Raw genomic sequence first — 17,986 nt, forward strand, 5'->3', positions numbered from 1 at the left:
CTCCGGCGTGTAGAGCGGGATCACGTGGTCGCCGGGCTTCACGCTCGTCACCCCGGGGCCGACCTCCAGCACCACCCCCGCCCCCTCGTGGCCCAGGATCGCCGGAAACAGCCCCTCCGGGTCCGCCCCCGACAGCGTGAACTCGTCGGTGTGGCAGATCCCCGTCGCCCGGACCTCCACCAGAACCTCCCCGGCCCGCGGACCCTCCAGGTTCACGTCCATGATCTCCAGCGGAGCCCCAGCCCGAAGAGCCACGGCAGCACGCGTGCGCATCATCATCCTCCCCGCCCTTGGGTCGTGGCACCGACCTCTCGTGGCAATTCCTGTGAGCGATGTATTTTTCAATCCTAGGCTGTCAAACCGAACAGGCGGAAAAAAGCGGAGGGGACCGATGTCCAACATTTCCAGGGCGGCACTTCTGGGTCTGGTCCTGATCGGGGCCGGAGCTCCGCTCCGCGCGCAGGACCCGGGCGATCCCGACTGGCCCTGCATCCAGCGCAAGGTCGAGCATCTCTCGATCGGCGTGATGTGGCCGCTCCCCCTGCCCGAGGACGTCGAGCCGCTGCCGGATGACCTGGAGGACATCGCGGCCCAGCTCGCCCTTCGGCGGGTCTCGGAGGACCGGGCCCGGGAGCTTCTGGGCGAGGTCGCCGCGGACCACCCCGACTTCGGCCCCGACGATTACGGCCGCCTCTTCCAGGCCACCTTCGAGCACATCGACCGCCAGCGCGCCCGCATCGTCGCGGGCATCGATCGCTACGCGCGCAACCAGCACGCGCTCGCCGGGGAGATCGACCGGCTCCAGACGGAGATGTCGCGACTGGAGGCCGACCCGGAGCCGGACTTCGACCGGATCGACGCCATCGAGGCCGAGCTCGACGGTCGCCTGCGCGTGTTCAGCGACCGCGCCAAGTCGCTGACCTATGTCTGCGAGTCCCCCGTCCTCCTCGAACAGCGCGCCTATGCCCTGGCCCAGATGATGCTCAAGTCGGCGGGCTAGGCCACCCTCGTCATTCCCATTCGAGCTCGGTGTAGGCCTCCGTCGCGTTCCGAGGATTGTGCTCGTCGAAGAGCAGCCAGGCTCCGCTCTCGGACTGCGCGGCGGCGGCGACCGACTCGGTGATCGTCGCCCCTTCGGCGAGGAGCGCGCGCACGTCGCGCTCCAGCGTCGCGAGGTAGCGCCGTTCGGCCGCATCCCCCTCCGGCCAGGGGAGGAGCGGGCCGCCATGCCCGGGCACCGCCTGCCGCGCGCCCGAATCTTCCATCGCGTCGAGCACCTCCATCCAGCCGAGAAGCGAGCCGTCGAGCGTCGGCAGGTGCCCGTCGACAAGCAGGTCCCCCGCGATCAGCGTCCCGGTCGCCTTGTCGAGCACCGTCAGGTCCGCCTCGCTATGCGCCAAGGGCCAGGCGCGGAGCTCCAGAGCGCGCCCGCCGAGGTCGAGCGTCCCGGTCGTGGCGACCGTCCGATCCGGGCGCGGCGCCTCGCTCCCGACGAAGGCCGCGCCGATCTGGCGCCGCCCCTGCTCCAGGTAGCTGTCCGCCCGCACGCCGAGCGCCGGCGGGAACCGCTCGTGGGCCAGGACCTGCGCCCCCGCGTCCGAGAGCGCCGTCGCGCCGAAGACGTGGTCGGGGTGATAATGCGTCAGGATCGCATAGCGGATGGGGCGGTCGGTCGCGGCACGGACCGCCGCCACGACGGCCTCGCCCAAGGCCCGCGAGCCCCCCGAGTCGATCACCGCCACCGCCTCCTCGCCCACGATGAAGGCGACGTTGCCGATGTCGCCTCCGTTCGCGCCGTCGGCCAGCGCCACCTGCCCCCGATGCACGAAGAGCCCGGGCGCGACCTCCTCGAACCGGAGCGGCGGCGCGCCGAGGGCCCCGCAACGGACCTCCGTGACGTCGTAGTCCCTCCGCCAAGCGTCCAGCCGTACCGCGGCGGCGGCCTCGGCCTCGGCGCAGGTCGCCGCCCCGACCGGCACGACGCGGGCGGCGCAGACCCCCGGCGCGTCGAGAAGGCAGAGCAGCGCCAGGACGTCGATCATGTCCCGTTCCTCCTCATCGGTTTCGACAGGGCGCCATGCGTGCTATCTAGGATAGCCGAGACCCGTCCCCATGGGAGAGGCTGCCATGACCCGACTCCTCCTTGCTCCGCTCCTCGTCGCCCTCTCGACCGCCGCCCTGGCGCAGGAGGCGCCCAACCCCCTCGCTCCCAGCCCGACCTGGGACGCCCTCGCCCCCGACATCCTGAAGGGGGCCGTCCCTGTCCCGGCTGGCGAGGCGCTGGCCCTCCAGGCCCCCACCCGGGCCGAGGACGCAGCCACCGTGCCCATCCACCTCGTCCAGCCCGAGAGCGCGCCCTGGGTCCAGGACCTCACCCTCGTCATCGACGAGAACCCGTCCCCCGTCGCGGCCGAGATCACCTTCGGCGAGTCGATGATGCCGCTCGACTTCGAGCTGCGCGTCCGCATCAACCAGTATTCCGACGTGCGCGCCATCGCCCGCACCGAGACCGGCGAGGCGCTCATGGCCGGCGCCTTCGTCAAGGCCTCGGGCGGCTGTTCCGCCCCGGCGAGCAGCAGCGACGCGCTCGCGGGGATGGGCGAGATGCGCCTGCGCGAGTTCGGCCTGGCCGAGGACGGCCGCCGCGAGGCGCAGGTGATGATCCGCCATCCGCAGTTCTCGGGCCTCCAGCGCGATCAGGTCACCCAGCTCTGGATTCCCGCGCACTTCATCGACCGGCTGGAGGTGCGGCAGGGCGACGAGATGCTCTTCACCATGACGGGTGGCATCTCGATCTCCGAGAACCCGGTGTTCCGCTTCCGCTACACGGACAACGGAGCCCCCGGCTTCCAGGTGCGCGCCGTGGACACCGAGGGCAACGTCTTCGAGCAGACCCTGCCCAAGACCCCGCCGGCCTGAGCGCGCCGCACCGCCCTAGAAGCAGAGGATCTCCGCCTCGGCCTGCGCCCGCCGCAGGTCGGCCAGGGGGCTCCGCACGAAGGCGTTGTCGCGATACATTCCCGCCCTTTCCCCGCTTGTCTGCTGGAGCGCGAGGATCGTCTCGGCCTCCACGTAGGCGTCGTAGGGCAGGATCGACGCGATCTGGTCGATCGAGCAGGAGCACTGGTCCAGCGAGCGCTGGTTCTCGCCGTTCACGGCCATGCAGGCAAAGACGTATTCCGCCCGCGCCGATGTCGGGTAATCGTTGAGCCGCGACGCCGCATCCTGCGCCTGCGCCGCGCCCCCCGCCAGCCCGACCAGCATCGCCACCGCAGCGCCCTTCACGGTTCGACCCCCGCGAGCGAAAGGGAGATCCCGTAGGGCTCCGCCGCCGCGACGGCCGGGGCCTCGGCGCTCATCGAGAGATACCAGCCGGGCACTGCCTCGGAGACCACGACCCGGATCTCCAGGTCCGCGAAGCCGCCCAGCTCGGCCCGGTGGGCGTCCTGCGCGAAGGGGCGCAGGGCGACCTCGGTGGCGGGGACCGCCGTCCCCTGCCAGGTCGCGGTCACCGCCTCGACCTCGCCCGGGCCGCCCAACGCGTCGCGGATGCGGTTGCGGATGTAGAACGGGCTCCCGCCCGTCGCCGCCGAGACGCCGTTCACCGTTTGCTCGAGGAACATCATCGCCACCGGGTTGCCGATCCTCGAGTCGAAGCTGCCGATGGGCCGCGCGGCGCCGGCCTCCTCCGCCGGCTGGCCCGAGAGGCGGGCGCTGTTCTCGGGCCCCAGGTCGAGGACGACGGCGCGCCAGGCGTCCTGGTCCTGCGCGTCGCTCAGCCCCGCCGCGTCGTAGCGGAGCTCGGTGCCCTCCGGCAGCCCGTCCAGCGTTCCCGACCGGAACACGAGGTCGAAGGCCCTCTCGGCGTGGAGCGGACCCCCGGCCAGAAGCGCCAGACCCAGCGAAAGCGCGACGATCCGTTTCATGCCTCCCCCCCGACGGCTGTTGTCGGGAGAGGAAAGAGCGCGGCCGAAGGCGCTGTCCAGCCTCGCGGCTCGAACGGTCAGATGTCTTGGCCGGGCTCGATCGGGTGGCAGGTCCAGCGCCGGATCTGCCAGCCGGGATGCTCGTCCACCCACTTCGCCAGTTGAGGCTGAGCCCCGAAGTTGCAGGCCATCAGGGTGATGTCGGAAAACTGCAGCGCCTTGTCCTCGCAGGAGGTGGGCGCGGCGCTCAGGCAGACGACGAAGGCCAGTTCGATCATCGGACGAGGGCTCCAGGGGGCGATTCGCCGTCAGACACGTATCACCTCGCCGGAAAGTTGCCCCCGACCGGTCGCACCGACCGGGTCAAATAAAGCTGATAGGGTCAGCGGCGCTTACCTTCTGAGCCGCTCTGCATGGAAATTGACGTGATCCCCCATGAAGGTGGAGATGAAGTAATAGGAATGGTCGTAGCCCGGGTGCCGCCGCAGCGTCAGGGGGATGCCGGCCTCCGCGCAGGCCCGTTCGAGCAGCTCGGGCCGCAGCTCGCGATCGAGGAAGCTGTCCGCCTCGCCCTGGTCCACCAGGATCTCGTCCACCCGGCCGCCGTCCTCGATCATCGCCACAGCATCATGCCGCCGCCAGGCCGCGCGGTCAGGGCCGAGATAGGCCGAAAGCGCCTTCTCCCCCCAGGGCACCAGCGACGGCGCCACGATGGGCGCGAAGGCCGAGACCGAGCGGAACCGCCCCGGCAACCCCAGCGCCAGCGTCAGGGCCCCGTGCCCGCCCATGGAATGGCCGAAGATGCCCTGCCGGTCCATGTCGGCCGGGAACTCGGCCGCGACCAGGGCCGGGAGCTCCTCCGTCACGTAGGTCTTCATGTTGTAGCGCCCGGCCCAGGGCGCCTGCGTCGCGTCGAAGTAGAAGCCTGCGCCCTGCCCCAGGTCGTAGGCCGGGTCGTCGGCGGCGTCGCCTCGGGGCGAGGTGTCGGGGCAGATCACGATCACCCCCGCCTCGGCCGCCGCGCGGCGATACTCGCCCTTCTCCATGACGTTCGCATGGGTGCAGGTCAGGCCCGAGAGATACCAGAGGATCGGCTTGGGCCCCTCCTCCGCCCCCGGCGGCAGGAACACCGCGAAGGTCATCTCGCCACCCGCCGCCTCCGAGGCGTGCCTGCACACGAGTTGCCGGCCTCCGTGGGAAGCCCAGTCCGACACCAGCTCCATGCGTCCGTCCCTCCTGTTCCTCGGCTCCGGTCTCGCTAGCCGATCCAGGCGGAGGAATGAACCCGTTTCGACCGCGCTGCGCGGCGCAGCCGCGCTTAACCTGATGTTAATCTTCCAGCGCTAGCCTGAGAACACCGCGAATCGGGGCAGCCACCCCGAAAGGCGCAAGGCCCCGCCAGGCCCCTCGCCGTAGGAGGGGGAAGGTGCGCCTTCGGTCTGCTCCGTCCGACGCCTCCGCCGTCAGGAGCCCGGATCGCCTCGATCCGAGTTCGCCCGTCGCGGAGCGCCGCCCCCTGCCCCGCGCGGGCTCACCCGCCGGAATCCGCCAGATGGGGGAACCACCGCCGCCCGACGGATCGGCCGCTCGGAACAGTGGGCCAGCCGGTCGGATGCGGGATAGGCGACACCCACGCGCGGCCACTCTCGGATCGCGCCCAAGGACGGCAAGCTCGTGTCAGGCGAGGCGCCGGGGCGCGCCTCGTCCAACGGCGTCAAGGGCCGCCCACCCGGACGACCCCCACGCGACTCCGTGAGGCTTAGGCCGTCTCCGCCGCCGCCTGCTGCGCCGCCGACTGGGGCGCCCGGTGCTGGACCGTCCAGGTTGCGATGTAGTCCATCAGCGCCGGGCTCAGGCAGTCGTAGGGCTCGAGCCCGATCTCCTTGAGGCGTCCCCGCACCTCGCCCATCTGGTTCGGGTCCACGCCGGCCTCGATGACCGAGGACACGAAGGCCGCGAAGCCCGGCGCCATCCAGCCCCTGCCCTCGAAGCGCTCGGGATGCACGAAGGACAGGCCCTTGAAGGGATGGTCGCGCTCCACCGGCCCATGCATGTGGACGCCGCATCCGGTGCAGGCATAGCGCTGGATCAGCGCCGACGGATCGACGACCTTCAGCTTGTCGCCGTTCTCCAGCACCGTCACCTTGTCCGTGGGCGCCACCGCGACGATCGACAGCATCGCCCCGTCCGGCTTCCAGCACTTGGTGCAGCCGCAGGCGTGGTTGTGCGCGACCTGCCCCTCGATGCGCACGCGCACCGGCCGGTCCGAGCAGTTGCACACCAGCACGCCGCCGTTGAAGCTCTCGGAGGTCGGGGCGATCCCGTTGTCGAGCGCCGGATGCAGATTGATGGCCATGTCCTGTCTTCCTCCCTTGAAGCGGTATGTCCGCCTGCCCACCACGCCGGGTTGAGGGGGCGGCGCGTCGCCAAGGCTAGCACGGGGCGGCGGCTCGCTGTCAGCAAAAATTCGGACCGCCCGGCGGCTCGGCCCCTCAGTGCCCGCCGTCCAGCCCGCGCCGCACCCGCCGGATCCCGAGCCAGGTCGCCAACACCACCAGCGGCGTCACCACCGCGGCGAGCCGGGCCTTGCCGACATCCTCCGCAAGCGGCCCTAGGAGGTAGAGCGTGAGGCCCACCGCGTAGTAGCTGATCGCCACCACCGACAGCCCCTCGACCGTGTGCTGGAGCCGGAGCGCGAGGTCGGCGCGCCGGTCCATGCTCTCGAGGAGCCGCTGGTTCTGCGCCGACCGCTCCACGTCCACGCGCGTGCGCAGCAGGTCCCCTGCCCGGATCGCCCGGTCCGCCAGCGCCTGCAGGCGCGTTTCCGTCGCGGCGGCGGTGCGCATGGCGGGATCGAAGCGACGGGCCATGAACTCGGTCAGCGTCTGCCGGCCCTCGAACCGCTCCTCCCGCAGGGCCGCAATGCGCTGGAGGACGATCGCCTCGTAGGCCACGGTGGCGCGAAAGCGGAAGCTCGACCGCGCGATCAGCCCCTCGAGCGCCGAGGACACCTCCAGCAGGTCGTGGAGCGTCTCCTCGGCCCGCGTGGTCCCGGCCATCCCGGCCACCAGCGCCGTGAGGCGCCGCTCCAGGCCCGCCAGCTCGGGCGCCAGCGCCCGCGCCTGCGCGAAGCCCAGCATGGCCATCGCCTTGTAGGTCTCGACCTCGCAGAGCCGCTGCACCACGCGTCCCAGGCGCTGCTCGCTGACGCCGGCGCGCGCGAGGACCGCGAAGCGCATATGCCCCGCCGGGTCGATCCGGAAGTCGGACGCCGCCACGAGCTCGTCGTCGAGGATGCGGCTCATGGCCAGGGACTCGCGGACGAACCAGCCTTCGGTCCGGGCCTTGATCTCCTCGTCGTCCTCGGCCCGCTCGATGAGGAGCAGCGCCGAGGTGAGGCGCGAGCCGGGCGCCCGCGCCAGCCAGTCGGCGGGGAAGACATCGAACAGCGCCGGGTCGAAGGGCCGCTCGCCCGGCCCCTCGCCCAGCAACGTGTAGGTCACGAACTCGGTGTGGCTCTCCCACTTGAGCCAGTGGCGCCCGAGGGGACCGTACCAGTGCGTGGCCTCGGGCTGGGCATGGGGCGCGCCGAAGCGGTCCAGGATGTCCAGGAGGTGGGCGCGCTCGGCCTGCCGGTCGCGGGCGACCTCCTCCGGCGGCTTCAGGGCCAGGAACGCGGCCCAGCCGGGGGCGGCGGCCGTCGGAAAGGGCCGCGCGTGCAGCTCGTTGGCGAGCTGGTAGCGCAGCGGGTGGTCCGCGATCACCGTCATGGTCCGCTCCGTCAGGATCGGGGGCGACGCTAGCATGGTCCGCGCGCCGAGCCAGGGGCGGCCACCCGAACCCCGGACGTGCCCGAGCACCCAGGACACAGACGAGCCGACGCGCGACCCGTGCCGACCTCTTCCGTCCCGGTCGCCGCGACGGCTCCGCAGGCCGCCCGTCAGGCTGGAGCTTCGGTGCCCGGCCGCCCCGCAGACCGGAACCCGCGACGCTCGGCCCTCGTCGGCACGGCGCGTTCCGTCAACGCCCGAACTTGCCGCGGAGCGCGTCGGCGAAGGCGTTGCCGTCCGACGAGACGCCCTTGGGCGAGGCTTGGGACGGTCCGCGCGCGGGCGCCCGATCCTTCGGCCCGCCCCTCTCGCGCGCCTGTTCCCGCGCTTCGCCGCTGTCCTTGCGCATGGTAAGGCCGATGCGCTTCCTCGCCATGTCCACCTCCACGACGCGGACCTGCACCACGTCGCCGGCCTTCACCACCTCGTGCGGGTCCTTCACGAAGCGGTCGGCGAGCTGGCTGACATGCACGAGCCCGTCCTGATGCACGCCGATGTCCACGAAGGCCCCGAAGGCCGCGACGTTGGTGACGGTGCCTTCGAGCAGCATCCCGGGCTTCAGGTCCTTGATCTCGTTCACCCCCTCGGCAAAGGAGGCGGTCCTGAACGAGGGGCGGGGGTCGCGGCCGGGCTTCTCCAGCTCCGCCAGGATGTCCTTCACGGTGGGCAGGCCGAAGCGGTCGTCCACGAAGGCGCGCGGGTCCACCTTCCTGAGCGCCGCCGCGTCGCCCATCAGGGCGCGGATGTCCCGACCGCAAGCCTTCACGATCTTCCGCGCGACCTCGTAGGCCTCGGGGTGGACCGAGGAGGCGTCGAGCGGCTCGTCCCCGCCGGGGACGCGGAGGAAGCCCGCCGCCTGCTCGAAGGCCTTGGGGCCGAGGCGCGCGACCTTCAGCAGGTCCCGCCGCGTGCGGAAGGGCCCGTTCTGGTCCCGGTGCGCGACGATGGCGCCCGCGAGCGACGGCCCCACGCCCGAGACGCGCGCGAGCAGCGGCGCCGAGGCCGTGTTGAGGTCCACGCCCACGGCGTTCACCGCGTCCTCGACCACCGCCTCCAGCGAGCGGCCGAGGCGCGACTGGTCCACGTCGTGCTGGTACTGGCCCACGCCAATGGACTTGGGCTCGATCTTGACGAGCTCCGCCAGCGGGTCCTGCAGGCGCCGGGCGATGGAGACCGCGCCGCGCAAGCTGACATCAAGGTCCGGGAACTCCTTCGCGGCCAGCTCCGAGGCGGAGTAGACCGAGGCCCCGGCCTCGCTCACGATCACCTTCACGGGCTTCTCGGTCCCCGGCAGGTGGCCCAGCAGGTCGGCCACCATCCTCTCGGTCTCGCGACTTGCGGTGCCGTTGCCGATGGCGATGAGCTTGACCCCGTGCCGGGCGATGAGCTGCGCCAGCGTCACCTGCGCGCCTCGCAGGTCGTTCTTGGGCTGGAACGGATAGACCGTGTCGGTCGCCACGACCTTGCCGGTGGCATCCACCACCGCCACCTTGACGCCGGTCCGAATTCCGGGGTCGAGGCCCATGGTCGCCTTGCCCCCGGCGGGCGCGGCCAGCAGCAGGTCCTTGAGGTTGCGGGCGAAGACGCGGATCGCCTCCTCCTCGGCACGCTCGCGCAGCTCGGTCATCAGGTCGATCGAGAGCGAGGTCCTGAGCTTCACCCGCCAGGCCCAGCTCGCCGCCTCGCGCAGCCACTTGTCGCCCGGCCCGGTCCCCCGCACGTCCAGGGCCGACGCGCAGCTCCGCTCCGCCGGGCTCTCGCCGCGCGGCGCCTCGGGATCGACCTCCAGATCGAGCGCCAGCACCCCCTCGTTCCGCCCCCGCAACATGGCGAGCGCCCGGTGCGACGGCGCGTTCGCCCAGGTCTCGGAATGGGCGAAGTAGTCCGAGAACTTGGCGCCCTCGGCCTCCTTGCCCTCGACGACCTTGGCGGAAAGCCTCGCCACCTGCTTCATGTGCCCGCGCAGGCGGCCCAGGAGCTCGGCGTTCTCGGACAGGCCCTCGGCCAGGATGTCCCGCGCGCCCTCCAGAGCGGCCTTGGCATCGGGCACGGCCTCGGTGACGTAGGCCTTGGCGAGCTCCGCCGGATCGGCGGCACGGTCGGCGAGGATGGACTCGAGGAGCGGCTGCAGCCCGTTCTCCCGCGCGATCATCGCCTTGGTGCGGCGCTTGGGCTTGTAGGGAAGGTAGATGTCCTCGATCTCCGCCTTGGTCGAGGCCTTCGCGAGCGTTTGGGCCAGCGCGTCGGTCATCTTCCCCTGCTCGACGATGGAGGCCACGACGGCGGCCCGCCGGGCCTCCATCTCGCGCAGGTAGGCCAGCCTCTCGGAGAGGGTGCGAAGCTGCGTGTCGTCGAGGCCGCCCGTCACCTCCTTGCGATAGCGGGCGATGAACGGCACCGTCGCCCCCCCGTCCAGAAGCGCGATGGCCGCAGCCACCTGAGGGATCCCGGCGCCGATCTCGCCGGCGATGAGGTGAGGGATGCGGCGGTCGATGTCGGGGCTCATGGGGTGTCCTGCTGACAGGCATGGAAGACGGGCTGCAGCAATACCGTCGGCGGGCAGCGGGGCCAAGTCCCGGGCCGTAGGCTGGACGTGGCACGGTGGCTGCCGCGCTGTCGCGACAAGACCCATTGTCCGAGATGGCGGGCCGGGCGCGGCCGACCCATGGCCGGCGGCGCCATGCCGTCATGCTTCGGGGCTTCAGGCCGGAGCAGTCGCTTACGCTTCCCCCAGGATCGGTGACCCGAAGGGAGTAGCTGGGAAGCTCACTCTTCCGGCAGTTTCCTCACGGCGCCCTGCGCGGCGGAGGTGGCGAGCATCGCATAGGCCTTGAGGGCCGTGCTGACCTTGCGGGCGCGCGGCGCGGCCGGCCGCCAGCCCTTGGCGTCCTGCTCGGCCCGCCGCCGGGCCAGTTCCGCCTCGGGCACGGCAAGGGTGATGGTCCGCCCGGGGATGTCGATCTCGACCCGGTCGCCCTCGCGGACGAGGCCGATGGTCCCGCCCGAGGCTGCCTCGGGCGAGACGTGCCCGATGGAGAGCCCCGAGGTGCCGCCCGAGAAGCGCCCGTCGGTGATGAGCGCGCAGGCCTTTCCCAGGCCCTTCGATTTCAGGTAGCTCGTCGGATACAGCATTTCCTGCATTCCCGGCCCGCCCTTCGGGCCTTCGTAGCGGATCACCACCACGTCGCCGGCCTGGATGCGGTTCGAGAGGATCGCCTCGACGGCGGCGTTCTGCGATTCGAACACCCGTGCGGGCCCGGAGAACACGAGGATGGACTCGTCCACGCCCGCCGTCTTCACGATGCAGCCCTCGGGCGCGAGATTGCCCGCCAGCACCGCGAGGCCTCCGTCCTTGGAGAAGGCGTGCTCGGCGTCGCGGATGGCTCCCTTCTGCCGGTCGAGGTCGAGCTCCTTCCAGCGACGGTCCTGGCTGAAGGCCTCGGTCGTGGCCACCCCGCCCGGCGCCGCGCGGAAGAAGGTCCGCACCGAGTCGTGGTTGGTGCGCGAGATGTCCCACTGGTCGATGGCCGCGCCGAGGCTGCGCGCGTGGACCGTCGGCACCTCGCGGTGCAGCAGCCCCGCCGCGTCGAGCTGGCCCAGGATCGCAGGGATGCCGCCCGCACGGTGCACGTCCTCCATGTGGACGTCCGCCTTGGCCGGCGCGACCTTGCAGAGGCAGGGCACGCGGCGTGACAGCCGGTCGATGTCCTCCATGCCGAAGTCCACGTCGCCCTCGTGCGCGGCGGCGAGGATGTGCAGCACGGTGTTCGTGGAGCCGCCCATCGCGATGTCGAGCGCCATGGCGTTCTCGAACGCCTCCTTGGTGGCGATGGAGCGGGGCAGCACCGTCTCGTCGTTCTGCTCGTAGTAGCGGCGCGCGAGGTCCACGACGAGGTGCCCCGCCTCCACGAAGAGCCGCTTGCGGTCGGCATGGGTGGCGAGCGTGGAGCCGTTCCCCGGCAGCGACAGGCCCAGCGCCTCGGTCAGGCAGTTCATCGAGTTCGCCGTGAACATCCCCGAGCAGGACCCGCAGGTCGGGCAGGCCGAGCGCTCGATCTGCTGGACCTCCTCGTCGGTCACCGCGTCGTCGGCGGCGGCGACCATCGCGTCCACGAGGTCGAGCGCCACTTCCTTGCCCTTGAGGACGACCTTCCCGGCCTCCATCGGGCCGCCCGACACGAACACCACGGGCATGTTCAGTCGCATCGCCGCCATCAGCATCCCGGGCGTGATCTTGTCGCAGTTGGAGATGCAGACCATCGCGTCGGCGCAATGGGCGTTGACCATGTACTCGACGCTGTCGGCGATCAGCTCGCGCGAGGGGAGCGAGTAGTGAGCATCCCGTCGTGGCCCATGGCGATGCCCGTCGACCGCGATGGTGTTGAACTCCTTGGCGACGCCGCCCGCCGCCTCGATCTCGCGCGCCACCAGTTGCCCGAGGTCCTTCAGGTGGACGTGGCCGGGCACGAACTGCGTGAAGGAGTTGACCACCGCGATGATCGGCTTGCCGAAGTCCTCGTCCTTCATCCCCGTCGCGCGCCAGAGGCCGCGGGCGCCGGCCATGTTGCGGCCATGGGTGGTGGTGCGGGAACGATAGGCAGGCATGGGTGAAGCCTCGGACTGTAACAGGGTCCTGCGCTGCATGGACCGCGGACCCGCAAGGTTCAAGGCTCGCGAAGTCGCGCGGATCGGGAAAATCGGGAGCAAGAGGCCCGCCGAGGTTCCAGCACAGGCGCCTGCCCCTCATCGGGAGCGTTGCCAGGGATCATGCTTCTGCCTGACGGCACGAATTGGGGCACCATGTCCCCCTCTGCCTGCGGCCAGCCAGACCTTGATCGGCCGGCCGCCCGGCGAGCCAGGTGCGAACAAGGCGGCAGACCTGGGCCGCGACACGGAAGAACCGCCCCTGCCGCCCAATGGCGCCCGCGCCGTCGGGGCCTCAAGAACGGAGCCCTCGTCGCCTGGGATCGACTTGGGCGAGATGGCAAAGCCCTCGAGGCCGGTGCCCGGTTCGTATCAGAGGCCCTCGACTTCGTCCTGCACGGGGGCCTCGCGCCGGCTCCCTGCAAGCCGGCGGGCGTAGGCCAGCGCGGACAGCATGTTGACATACTTGGCCTTCCCGGTCCCGGCGATGTCGAATGCGGTGCCGTGGTCGACCGACGAACGGTCGATCGGCAGGCCCAAGGACACGTTGACGGCCGTATCGAAGGCCACCAGCTTGATGGGGATGTGCCCCTGGTCGTGGTACTGAGCGATCACGAGGTCGAAGCCGCCTTGATAGGCGCGGTGATAGACCGTGTCGGCCGAGATGGGTCCCACGACGTCGATGCCCTCGGCGCGCGCGGCCTCGACGCCGGGTACGATCTGCTCGTCGTCCTCGGTCCCGAACAGTCCGTTCTCGCCGCAATGCGGGTTGATCCCGGCCACGGCGATCCGAGGCTCGGCGATGCCCATGCGACGCAAGTGGGCGTGACCGACGCGGATCGTCTCGAGAACGCCCTCGGGGGTGGCCCTGCGGATCGCCTCCTTCAGCGCCACATGGGTCGAGACATGGATCACGTTGAGGCGCTCGGACGCCAGGAGCATCCAGGACGCGCGCCGCCCGGTCAGGTGTGCAAGCAGCCCGGTGTGACCGTCGTAATGGTGCCCCGCGGCATTCAGGGCTTCCTTGTTGATGGGAGCGGTGACGATCCCGGCCGCCTCGCCCGTGCCCGCGAGCTCGACGGCCTTGCGGATGTACTGGAACGCGGCCTCGCCGCAGCGGGGGCTGAGCACTCCGAAGCGGTCCGGCAGTCCTTCGACGGGCACGTCGATCACGGAAAGGCCGCCGGATGGCGGAGCCGGCCAGTCCTGCAGCGGCAGATCGATCCCGCTTGCGGCCAGGGCGCGGGCAAGCACCCCCTTGTCCCCGATGACGGCGTAATCGCCCCGCTCGTCCGGCGACAGCGTGGCCAGAGCCTTGACCGTCACCTCCGGGCCTACCCCGGACGGGTCACCCATCGTGATGACGATCGGCGCGGAGCGCTGGTGCTGTGCCATGGCGTGGAACCTTCCATGCGGATGGATGCGAGTGGCGGCAACCTGTAAACTTCACCAGTCGCGTCAGGATGGGGCCAAGACGGAGTCAATCCGCTTTGCACGACTGGATTTAGCCTTCGGCCTCGGACCATCATCGGGTTTGTTTTGCAGTTTCGATTTGACATCTTTACTTGTAAGCCCCAGCAGGCACAACCTGGGAATGCGCCATGCAGGTGTTGATCGTTGCGGATGACTTGACCGGAGCCTTGGACAGCGCCGTCGCTTTCGCCAAGCGCGGGCTTCGCTGCCGCGTGGCCCGGCGCCCGTCCGAAGTCGGCGCGGCTCTTTCGGCGCAGCCCGACGTGCTGGCGGTCAGCACGGCATCCCGCGAAGCCGATGCTGCATGGGCCCGCAGCGCTGTCGCAGAGGTCCTTGCTTCCACGGCGGGCTTCCGACCGAGGATGTTCTTCAAGAAGGTCGACTCGCGGTTGAAGGGCCACGTCGCGGCGGAGCTTCATGCGATGGCCGAGGGAGCCGGCGCCGCGTCCGCCCTGGTCGCACCGGCCGTTCCCGCGCAGGGACGGATCGTCAAGGACCTCCACGTGGTCGGAACTGGCGTCGCCGCGCCGATCGACATCGCGGCGACCTGTTCCGGGAGCGGCCTGCAATTGACCATCCCGGACACGGCAAGCGACCTTGACCTCGATGCGGCGCTCGCGGTCCTGGCGGGTGAGCCACGCCCCCTGCTCGTGGGAGCGGCAGGCCTGGCAGCCGCTCTGGCGCGGCAACTCGTGCCCGAATGCCCAGCCTTGCCTGCCACCAACCTGCCGGCGCCTCTCCTGTTGGCCGTCGGCTCGCGCGATCCGATCACCTTGGGGCAGTTGGCGGTCCTGAAGGCCGCCAAGGGGGCAATGGACCTGACCGACGCTGGATCGCCAGGGCCCGACGCGATCGGCCCGGCTTGGCTGTTGCAACTCAGGACCGCGCCCGATGGTCTCGACGGCCATGAGGTCGGCGCCGCGTTCGCCGCGGCCGTGGAGGAGTTGCTGCTGGCCAGAGGCGTGAAGACCCTCTTTGCCTGTGGCGGGGAGACCGCCGATGCCATCCTTGGGCGCCTTGGCGCCGGAGTGCTGACGGTCGAGGGCGAGTTCCTCCCAGGGGTTCCGGTCGCCAGCACGATCGTCAACGGACGCCCCCTGAGGGTCGTGACGAAGTCAGGTGGTTTCGGGGACCCCGATACTCTACTTAGCGTGGCAAGGGCGGTGGAACAGGATGACGGGACAGCGCGTGATGAATGACCTTACCACTCCCGTCGACGAGCAGGGATCGCGGGCGCCACGCCACCGACCAGCCCTCGCGGAGCGGGTCTATCACCTGCTCTACAGCCGGATCAGCAACGGTGACTATTCCGCCAACAAGAAGCTCCCACCCGAGAAGAGCCTTGCCGAGGAGTTCGGGGTGTCGCGCCCGGTCCTACGCGCCGCCCTCGAACGCCTGCGGGAGGAGGGCCTCATCTACTCCCGCCAGGGTGCTGGGAACTTCGTGCGGGAGACGCGCACGGCTCCTCTCGGATTTGCCCGCGTCGAGACGATCGCCGATATCCAGCGGTGCTATGAGTTCCGGTTCACCATCGAGCCGGCCGCCGCCGCCTTCGCTGCCGCGCGCCGGAACAAGGCCGCCATCGAGGAGATCGAACAGGCCCTGTCGCTGATGGACGCCGCCACCACGTCCAAGACCCATCGTGAGGACGCCGACTATTCCTTCCACCTGGCCGTCGCGCAGGCCGCCAACAACCAGTACTTCGAGGCCTCGATGCGCGCGTTGCGCGACCACATCTATGCGGGGATGAAGTTGCACGGTCAGGCCCTGATGAGCGACGGCGCACGGGGCCTGCGGGACGTGTTCCAGGAGCACCGCGCGATCTTCGCGGCCATCCGCGACGGTGACGCGAGCACCGCTCGCCTGCTCATGGAGCAACACCTGATCCATTCGCGCGACCGGCTCTTCGGGGGCACCCTGATCGACCTGAGCCGGTCCTGAACGATCCCGGGCGGCAGGATCGCTCCTGGCGGGGCTGGCCGCGCTCGTCGCAAGGCCAGCCCCTGAGATGACCGGATCAGGCCAGCGCCTCGCGCAGGAGCCCGTGCCGACGCAGCAAGGCCGTGATCCTCGCATCCTGCTCCGGCTCGGGCAGCAGGGCGGGCTGCCGGCTGGCGCCGACGCTCGGGTCCATCAGGAACAGGGACCGTTTGACCAGGGCGGGCGGATAGCCGAGGCCGTAGAGATCCTTGCGGAAGGCCGCGAACACGGCCTGCTGTCGCTCGGCCTCGGCCAGGTCGCCTGCGTTGAAGGCGGAGACGATGCCGGCCAGCACGTCCGGCATCACGTTGCCCAGACCCGAGATGCAGCCCTTAGCGCCATTCCCCAGCGCCCAGAGCACGAGGTGATCCGGGCCCGAGTAGACGTCGAAGGCGTCGGCCGCCTTGCCGATGGCCAGATAGGCCTCCAGCGTGTCCTGCGCCCCACCCGAGTCCTTGATGCCGGCGATGTTGCCATGCGCCGCGAGCGCCCGCGCGGTCTCGGGCTCGATGTGGTTCTGCGTGCGCGCGGGGATGTCGTAGAGGTAGACCGGCGTCTCGACCCCATCGGCCACCGTCGAGAAGTGCCGCACCAGGCCGTCCTGCGTACAGGCGAAGAAGAAGGGCGTGATGACGGCGATGCCGTCGACGCCGATCCGATCGAACTCGCGCGCGAGCAGGAGGGTCTCGTAGGTGCCCGGCATCCCGGCGTTGACGATGACCCGAGCCCGCCCGCCGACCTCGTCGACGACCTGCTCGGTCAGCCGGACCTTCTCGTCGAAGGTCAGCGCCGTGAAGTCGCCGTTGGTGCCGGCGCACATGATGTTGTTGCCGGCCGCTATCTGACGCCGCACCTGCGCACGGGTCGCCGGGAAATTGATGCTCTCGTCGTCATTGAAGCAGGTGACGAGCGCGACGAACGCCTCTTTGGCCATGGGTCCTCCATGCGATTTCGGGTCTCGGGAACCGCCGCGTTCACGCCATGTGGCGGCCAGCGCGGGTGCGTCCGTCAGTAGGCGGCCTCGTAGATCTCCAGGATGTCGGCCTCGCTGAGGTCGACCGGGTTGAAGTCCAGGAGACGGCGAATGGCGTGAGCCTCCCGGGCCGACGCCGGCAGGTCGTCGCGAGGCACGCCGTGGTTCCTCATGGCCATGTCGAGGCCGAGGTCGCCGCAGAAGGCCTGGGCCCCTGCGAGCACCGCCTGTCGCCCTTCGCAGTCAAAGCCGAGCGCGCGTCCGATCAGTGCGGTCTTGTTCGGCTCCGCGGGCGCGTTCACCGCCAGCACATGAGGGAACATGAGCGCATTGGCGATCCCATGCGCGAGCTTGTGCCGCGTGCCCAGCGGGTAGGCCAGCGCATGGCCGGCCGTCGTGTTCACCGGACCGAGGCAGACGCCGCCATAGAAGGCCGCGAGCGCGAGGCCCGCTCGTGCCTCGATGTCCGCCCCGTCCTCGACGGCCCGGCGGAGGTAACGGCCGACCAGTTCGATGCCCCGGAGCGCGTAGTCGTCGATGATCGGGTGGGAGCGCTTGCTGGTGAACGCCTCCACGCAGTGCGCCATCGCGTCGACGCCGGTGGCCGCCGTGACCTGCGGCGGCACCGAGACCGTCAGCTCCGGGTCGATGATCGCGATGTCGGCCAGCATCTCGCGGCTTTCGGTCGCGATCTTGTTCATCGTCTCGGGGTCCGTGACGAGCGCCCGGGTCCCGACCTCGCTGCCGGTTCCCGCAGTCGTCGGCACCTGGGCCAGCCTGACGGTGCGGGTCGGAGCCCGGTTCGGTCCGGAGATGTCCCGCAAGCCCTTGTCCGTCGCAAGCAGGACCGCGACGAGCTTGGCGAGGTCCATCGCGCTGCCGCCTCCAAAGCCGATCACGGCATCCGCCCGGGCCGCCTTGGCCGCAGCGACCGCCGCCTCGAGATTCGGCAGGTCGGGCTCGGGCTTCACCTCGCCGAAAAGCTGGACGTCGCGCAGGCCAAGAACGTCGATCCGGGCGGCATTGACCCGGTCCGCCACCACGAAGCACCTCCGGGCGCCGACCCCCGCCACCCAGTCCGCAAGCGTCCCGACCTGCCCTCGCCCGAACCGGACGATGGGCGGGCGCAGCATCTCTATCGGCTGGTCAAGGCTGGGCAT

17 protein-coding genes are annotated in these 17,986 nt (G+C 70.5%); 4 read left to right on the forward strand and 13 right to left on the reverse strand.

Features of this window, described 5'->3' with window-relative positions:
* The coding region (locus RUMESO_RS15660; RefSeq protein WP_156362973.1) for an alcohol dehydrogenase catalytic domain-containing protein at positions 1 to 273 on the reverse strand (273 nt) is incomplete at its 3' end.
* A 118-nt stretch (positions 274 to 391) separates the two neighbouring features.
* Between RUMESO_RS15660 and RUMESO_RS15665 the strand changes: the two genes are divergently transcribed.
* Positions 392 to 1,000, forward strand: coding sequence for a hypothetical protein (locus RUMESO_RS15665; protein ID WP_037281479.1), 609 nt, complete (start codon positions 392 to 394; stop codon positions 998 to 1,000).
* Positions 1,001 to 1,010: 10 nt separating this feature from the next.
* Here RUMESO_RS15665 and RUMESO_RS15670 read toward each other — a convergent pair whose 3' ends face one another.
* A complete protein-coding gene (locus RUMESO_RS15670; RefSeq protein ID WP_037281480.1) occupies positions 1,011 to 2,042 on the reverse strand; it encodes a quinoprotein relay system zinc metallohydrolase 2 in 1,032 nt (343 codons plus the stop codon).
* Between the two features lie 85 nt (positions 2,043 to 2,127).
* Here RUMESO_RS15670 and RUMESO_RS15675 point away from each other — a divergent pair, with 85 nt between their 5' ends.
* The gene (locus tag RUMESO_RS15675; protein WP_037281481.1) at positions 2,128 to 2,919 is read left to right on the forward strand and encodes a quinoprotein dehydrogenase-associated SoxYZ-like carrier; all 792 of its coding nucleotides are present in this window, start codon (positions 2,128 to 2,130) and stop codon (positions 2,917 to 2,919) included.
* A 15-nt stretch (positions 2,920 to 2,934) separates the two neighbouring features.
* On the opposite strand, the gene RUMESO_RS15680 is transcribed toward RUMESO_RS15675, so the two are convergent.
* The 9 genes from RUMESO_RS15680 to pdxA all read right to left on the reverse strand — a co-directional run bounded on the left by RUMESO_RS15680 (position 2,935) and on the right by pdxA (position 13,795).
* Complete coding sequence (locus RUMESO_RS15680; RefSeq protein ID WP_037281482.1) at positions 2,935 to 3,285, reverse strand: hypothetical protein; 351 nt, start codon at positions 3,283 to 3,285, stop codon at positions 2,935 to 2,937.
* Complete coding sequence (locus RUMESO_RS15685; protein ID WP_051521383.1) at positions 3,282 to 3,926, reverse strand: hypothetical protein; 645 nt, start codon at positions 3,924 to 3,926, stop codon at positions 3,282 to 3,284. Before RUMESO_RS15685 ends, RUMESO_RS15680 begins: the two co-directional genes overlap by 4 nt.
* Before the next feature lie 77 nt (positions 3,927 to 4,003).
* On the reverse strand, positions 4,004 to 4,204 hold the full coding sequence (locus RUMESO_RS15690; RefSeq protein ID WP_037281483.1) for a hypothetical protein: 201 nt from the start codon (positions 4,202 to 4,204) through the stop codon (positions 4,004 to 4,006).
* 114 nt (positions 4,205 to 4,318) lie between these two features.
* Positions 4,319 to 5,149: an S-formylglutathione hydrolase gene (gene fghA / locus RUMESO_RS15695; RefSeq protein ID WP_037281484.1), complete on the reverse strand. Its 831-nt coding sequence runs from the start codon at positions 5,147 to 5,149 to the stop codon at positions 4,319 to 4,321.
* A 536-nt stretch (positions 5,150 to 5,685) separates the two neighbouring features.
* Positions 5,686 to 6,282 carry an S-(hydroxymethyl)glutathione synthase gene (gfa, locus tag RUMESO_RS15700; protein ID WP_037281485.1) on the reverse strand — a complete coding sequence of 199 codons (597 nt, stop codon included), beginning with the start codon at positions 6,280 to 6,282 and terminating at the stop codon, positions 5,686 to 5,688.
* 136 nt (positions 6,283 to 6,418) lie between these two features.
* A complete protein-coding gene (locus RUMESO_RS15705) occupies positions 6,419 to 7,696 on the reverse strand; it encodes a DUF3422 family protein (RefSeq protein ID WP_037281486.1) in 1,278 nt (425 codons plus the stop codon).
* A 250-nt stretch (positions 7,697 to 7,946) separates the two neighbouring features.
* A complete protein-coding gene (locus RUMESO_RS15710) occupies positions 7,947 to 10,262 on the reverse strand; it encodes a Tex family protein (protein WP_037281487.1) in 2,316 nt (771 codons plus the stop codon).
* 260 nt (positions 10,263 to 10,522) lie between these two features.
* Positions 10,523 to 12,361, reverse strand: a complete 1,839-nt coding sequence (gene ilvD, locus RUMESO_RS15715) for a dihydroxy-acid dehydratase (protein WP_169791184.1) — start codon at positions 12,359 to 12,361, stop codon at positions 10,523 to 10,525.
* 411 nt (positions 12,362 to 12,772) lie between these two features.
* On the reverse strand, positions 12,773 to 13,795 hold the full coding sequence (gene pdxA, locus RUMESO_RS15720) for a 4-hydroxythreonine-4-phosphate dehydrogenase PdxA (protein ID WP_037281488.1): 1,023 nt from the start codon (positions 13,793 to 13,795) through the stop codon (positions 12,773 to 12,775).
* 206 nt (positions 13,796 to 14,001) lie between these two features.
* Here pdxA and RUMESO_RS15725 point away from each other — a divergent pair, with 206 nt between their 5' ends.
* Positions 14,002 to 15,072, forward strand: coding sequence for a four-carbon acid sugar kinase family protein (locus tag RUMESO_RS15725; RefSeq protein ID WP_037281489.1), 1,071 nt, complete (start codon positions 14,002 to 14,004; stop codon positions 15,070 to 15,072).
* Positions 15,065 to 15,814 (forward strand): FadR/GntR family transcriptional regulator, encoded by a 750-nt coding sequence (locus tag RUMESO_RS15730; protein WP_082484132.1) that lies wholly within the window; start codon positions 15,065 to 15,067, stop codon positions 15,812 to 15,814. Before RUMESO_RS15725 ends, RUMESO_RS15730 begins: the two co-directional genes overlap by 8 nt.
* A 76-nt stretch (positions 15,815 to 15,890) precedes the next feature.
* Here the strand turns inward: RUMESO_RS15730 and RUMESO_RS15735 are convergent, their stop codons facing one another.
* Together RUMESO_RS15735 and RUMESO_RS15740 are read right to left on the reverse strand one after the other, a co-directional pair.
* Positions 15,891 to 16,787, reverse strand: coding sequence for a dihydrodipicolinate synthase family protein (locus RUMESO_RS15735; RefSeq protein WP_037281491.1), 897 nt, complete (start codon positions 16,785 to 16,787; stop codon positions 15,891 to 15,893).
* A 74-nt stretch (positions 16,788 to 16,861) separates the two neighbouring features.
* Positions 16,862 to 17,986: an iron-containing alcohol dehydrogenase gene (locus RUMESO_RS15740; protein ID WP_037281492.1), complete on the reverse strand. Its 1,125-nt coding sequence runs from the start codon at positions 17,984 to 17,986 to the stop codon at positions 16,862 to 16,864.

This window comes from Rubellimicrobium mesophilum DSM 19309 (genome assembly GCF_000600335.2).
Taxonomy (GTDB): domain Bacteria; phylum Pseudomonadota; class Alphaproteobacteria; order Rhodobacterales; family Rhodobacteraceae; genus Rubellimicrobium; species Rubellimicrobium mesophilum.

Coding starts and splice junctions, on each gene's coding strand:
- RUMESO_RS15705 (WP_037281486.1), bottom strand. CDS start 7,696: ATGACGGTGATCGCGGACCACCCGCTGCGCTACCAGCTCGCCAACGAG.
- RUMESO_RS15740 (WP_037281492.1), bottom strand. CDS start 17,986: ATGCCCAGCCTTGACCAGCCGATAGAGATGCTGCGCCCGCCCATCGTC.
- fghA (WP_037281484.1), bottom strand. CDS start 5,149: ATGGAGCTGGTGTCGGACTGGGCTTCCCACGGAGGCCGGCAACTCGTG.
- RUMESO_RS15665 (WP_037281479.1), top strand. CDS start 392: ATGTCCAACATTTCCAGGGCGGCACTTCTGGGTCTGGTCCTGATCGGG.
- RUMESO_RS15725 (WP_037281489.1), top strand. CDS start 14,002: ATGCAGGTGTTGATCGTTGCGGATGACTTGACCGGAGCCTTGGACAGC.
- RUMESO_RS15735 (WP_037281491.1), bottom strand. CDS start 16,787: ATGGCCAAAGAGGCGTTCGTCGCGCTCGTCACCTGCTTCAATGACGAC.
- gfa (WP_037281485.1), bottom strand. CDS start 6,282: ATGGCCATCAATCTGCATCCGGCGCTCGACAACGGGATCGCCCCGACC.
- RUMESO_RS15730 (WP_082484132.1), top strand. CDS start 15,065: ATGAATGACCTTACCACTCCCGTCGACGAGCAGGGATCGCGGGCGCCA.
- RUMESO_RS15675 (WP_037281481.1), top strand. CDS start 2,128: ATGACCCGACTCCTCCTTGCTCCGCTCCTCGTCGCCCTCTCGACCGCC.
- RUMESO_RS15685 (WP_051521383.1), bottom strand. CDS start 3,926: ATGAAACGGATCGTCGCGCTTTCGCTGGGTCTGGCGCTTCTGGCCGGG.
- pdxA (WP_037281488.1), bottom strand. CDS start 13,795: ATGGCACAGCACCAGCGCTCCGCGCCGATCGTCATCACGATGGGTGAC.
- RUMESO_RS15690 (WP_037281483.1), bottom strand. CDS start 4,204: ATGATCGAACTGGCCTTCGTCGTCTGCCTGAGCGCCGCGCCCACCTCC.
- RUMESO_RS15710 (WP_037281487.1), bottom strand. CDS start 10,262: ATGAGCCCCGACATCGACCGCCGCATCCCTCACCTCATCGCCGGCGAG.
- ilvD (WP_169791184.1), bottom strand. CDS start 12,361: ATGCCTGCCTATCGTTCCCGCACCACCACCCATGGCCGCAACATGGCC.
- RUMESO_RS15670 (WP_037281480.1), bottom strand. CDS start 2,042: ATGATCGACGTCCTGGCGCTGCTCTGCCTTCTCGACGCGCCGGGGGTC.